Genomic DNA, 3579 nt, shown 5'->3' with positions numbered 1-3579 from the left:
TACGAATGAGCCGCAGGAGGCATTTGACGAACGGGGAAGCAAGGGCCTCGTCGTCATTGTTGACAGCAGGGCCAACCGGAGGAATTTCGTTGTTCGTCATTTCAGTCTTTGTCTTCGAGGTACGATTTCCTTTTCCTGCGATGCCCACTCCGGGTCCGCTTGCGTGGCCGACGAATGGCTTGGGCGGGCCAACCCCAAGAGTGCCCCGTGGCCGACCTCGACATGTCCACGAGTGCGAGACCTGCGGCGCGAATTCGCGGCGCACATCGTCTGCGCCGCGATCCGACCGGTGGTCAACGCAATTGAAATCCAACCTGCCGCAAGCCGCCGCCCTGCTACATCGACATACTTGCTGCGAAGAGAGCCTCGATGGGCGGATTGGCCAGTGTTCAATTCCAATTGTCAGTCCCTTCGCGATTCTTGCTCAGGAAGTGACTGCGTTTTGAGTTTCGGGTGCCTTCTTTTGCGGAGCCACACAAAGATCCGCGTGACAGGCAGGCTCACCCGTGTAGTTGGCCAGTGCTTCGAGCAATGGGGTAAGATAGTACTGTTTGGTGTGGTCCGGAATTGGCCCCAGCCGGTCCACCGATTTCAGTGCCACCTCGATCAACTCGATTGCGCGATCTTTGTTGCCGCTCTCGTAATAATACTGAGCTACCGGGAGGTACCGGAGGTATTTAAACGGGCCATCGCCGTTCGGGGGATTGAGTGCCAGTATCTGTTCCGAGAGCTCGTTGCCCATCGCAAAGCGCTCCGCGCGCGGGAGATGGGAATTGTCCATCGTGGGATCGAAGAGTTGGTTGAGGGCCAAGGCCATCCACGACACCGCGTCGGACGTTTTGTCGATCGCGTCCTCGACCAATTCTCGCATGACCGGCATGCCGGTCTTGATGTCGCGCAGCTTGTGAAGCAGAAGATCCGCATGAATCTGCCGGAACTCACAAGAGTCTGGCATCAAGGCGAGGCCTTCTTCGATGGCCAAGAGCGCCGCCGTCCAATCCTCGGCCTGCATCGCCGGCTCAAGTTTGGCGTATATCGGCCCGGTAAGCGACATTTCGCGCGCTGCAAGTTGGTTATGCGCGATGCGCTTTGCATCGGCGGCTTTCGCTTCATAGCTGCTGCGCCAGCTGCCGTTAAGGACTTTCGGCAAAACGTCATCGAGTTCCGCCGGGTGGCCGATAAAAGCGATGTGGCCGTCGCGGTCGACCACGAACGAGGTGGGAATCCCAATCGAAGAGCTGGGATCCATCCAGAGCTTGTTCATTTCGCCAATGTAATCGAACCCGATACGATAATTCAGATTCGGGAACTTCTCGGTCAGCCAGGCATCCACGTTGGTCCGCGCCTCGTCTGCGGTAGGACCCTGTTCGCAGGCGGCAACTCCGACCGCCTCAAATCCGCTGCCTTCATATTTCTCCTGCAGTTCGATCAAATGGGGCATGGCGTCGACACATGGTCCGCACCAAGTCGCCCAAAACTCAACGAGGTAGACCTTGCCGGGCCGAAAGTTCGTGAGGGGCTCGCCACGCAGCCAGTTCTCCACTTTGATCGCAGGAGCCGGGGACCCCATACGCAGTTCCATCTTGGTGTCCAAAGTCATTCCACACCTTTCGTCTCTTTTGTCGCGGAATATTTTCCAGTCAAAATCGGACACGGTCTCGAGGGCATCGCTCCCTCTGGCTTGCTTCAGCGAAGCTCTCACCGTGTTGCCGCACATCAAGCTGCAACGGAGGTGCCAATTCCCTCAGCTCCGGTAAGCGGCGGGAAATGCTTTGAAATTCTCCACGAGGCCAAATGCGGCCGATTGTCGTGAACCCGACATGTCTTCTGCCGCTGTCGGGTTTCGCCCTATCACTCTTGAGAGCTTGGACGGCTCGCCTGTGATTAGACTGGCCTCGGTCCTCGAGCAGTGGCAGTTTGGCGCCAGTTCGAAAGCGCGAACTCGCCGGCTTGGTCCTCGTGCCGCCACCGCCGCGTGTGGATTCTTGCCCCGGAGTCAAAATTCGCCTCGCGGTTGCCAACGGCGGCATGCGCTCAATGCGCGTGGCGTTGAGCCCCGACAGCACGTAATGGTACCAATTAGTGGATGCCCGTCGCTGCCTCCACTTCTCCAGCCAAGCGCTCGAACGACGCTACCTACCCACGTTCGAGCGCGACCGCGGAATCGCAGACTGCCGAACGTCAGCCGTTGCGAAAGGTGTAGCCGTACCCGTTGATCGCCGGCGCGCCGCCTAGATGTGCGTAGAGGACCCTCGATCCCTGTGGAAAGAAGCCCCTCTGGACGAGGTCGATCATCCCTTGCATCGATTTGCCCTCGTAAACGGGGTCCGTAATCATGCCCTCGAGCCGCGCGCACAAACGGATTGCCTCTTTGGTTTCCTCCGATGGAACGCCATAACCCGGGTACGCGTAGTCCATGAACAACACCACGTCTGCCTCGACAATTTCCGCTCCGAGGTGGACGAGCTTCGCTGTATTTTGGGCGATGCCGAGCACCTGCGCCTTGGTCTTGGCGGGCATGGCGGAGGCATCGATACCGATCACGTTGCGCTGTCGACCATCCTTGGCGAACCCGACGAGCATGCCGCCGTGGGTTGAACCAGTCACCGTACAGACGACGATATAGTCGAAGGCAAACCCAAGCTGCTCTTCCTGGGCACGCACCTCCTCAGCGAACCCCACATAGCCCAGGCCGCCGTATTTGTGGACAGAGGCGCCGGCAGGTATCGCATATGGCCTGCCGCCCCTTGCCTTGACTTCATAAAGTGCCTTTTCCCAGCTGCGGCGGATGCCGATGTCAAAGCCCTCGTCAACCAGGCGCACCTCTGCCCCCATGATGCGGCTCAAGAGGATATTGCCGACCCGGTCGTAGACAGCATCATCATGTGGGACCCAGCTCTCCTGGACCAGGAGGCATTTCATGCCGATCTTGGCGGCGACCGCAGCGACCATGCGCGTATGGTTGGACTGCACGCCACCGATTGTGACGAGCGTATCGGCATCTGACGCGATCGCGTCGGGCACAATGTATTCGAGCTTGCGCAGCTTGTTTCCGCCGAACGCGAGACCGGAGTTGCAGTCCTCGCGTTTGACGTAGATTTCCACCTTGTCGCCCAGATGCTTGCCGAGGCGGTCGAGCCTCTCGATCGGCGTGGGTCCAAAGGTGAGCGGATAACGTTCGAATTTTTCCAGCATGCTATCTCCAGCAAAAAAGTACCTGAACCGGCTACGCACCGGTCAGCCCAGGGGTATGGTCGCGTGTTAGCCGAACACAGATTCCCTATACGATCAGCTCAGTCATCAGAGGGTGACCAAAATTGGTGTGGGTCTGAGCACTGATCCTGTCATCCGCGCATCAAAGCAGCAGCACATGCTGGGCATTCGACCAAGCCGGGACACAGCTGAAAATTGCATTCCGCAGTTGATCAGAGTCAGACGACTGGTACCCGAGCTTTCCTGTAACCATCGGCATGCTGGCCCCTGTGGCGAGTTCCACGAGCGCGGCTAGAGGACTGCCAGATCAGAAAGAGCACGCAGCCGAAGTAGCCGGCCTGAAGCAGCAGCGAACAGGCCAGCGTC

At 58.7% G+C, this 3579-nt stretch carries 3 protein-coding genes; all 3 read right to left on the bottom strand.

All coding sequences use genetic code 11. From position 1 onward, the window contains the following. Positions 1-424: 424 nt before the first annotated feature. Positions 425-1582, bottom strand: coding sequence for a TlpA disulfide reductase family protein (locus E5W70_RS31430; protein WP_127308808.1), 1158 nt, complete (start codon positions 1580-1582; stop codon positions 425-427). A gap of 599 nt (positions 1583-2181) precedes the next feature. Next, positions 2182-3195: a 1-aminocyclopropane-1-carboxylate deaminase gene (locus tag E5W70_RS31425; RefSeq protein ID WP_024505903.1), complete on the bottom strand. Its 1014-nt coding sequence runs from the start codon at positions 3193-3195 to the stop codon at positions 2182-2184. A gap of 236 nt (positions 3196-3431) precedes the next feature. Next, on the bottom strand, positions 3432-3575 hold the full coding sequence (locus tag E5W70_RS33270) for a hypothetical protein (protein WP_366509773.1): 144 nt from the start codon (positions 3573-3575) through the stop codon (positions 3432-3434). Between the last annotated feature and the right edge of the window lie 4 nt (positions 3576-3579).

It is taken from the genome of Mesorhizobium sp. (genome assembly GCF_005063415.1).
Lineage (GTDB): Bacteria > Pseudomonadota > Alphaproteobacteria > Rhizobiales > Rhizobiaceae > Mesorhizobium.
The sequence above is the reverse complement of the archived record's forward strand: the minus strand, read 5'-3'. Positions and strand labels throughout refer to the sequence as shown.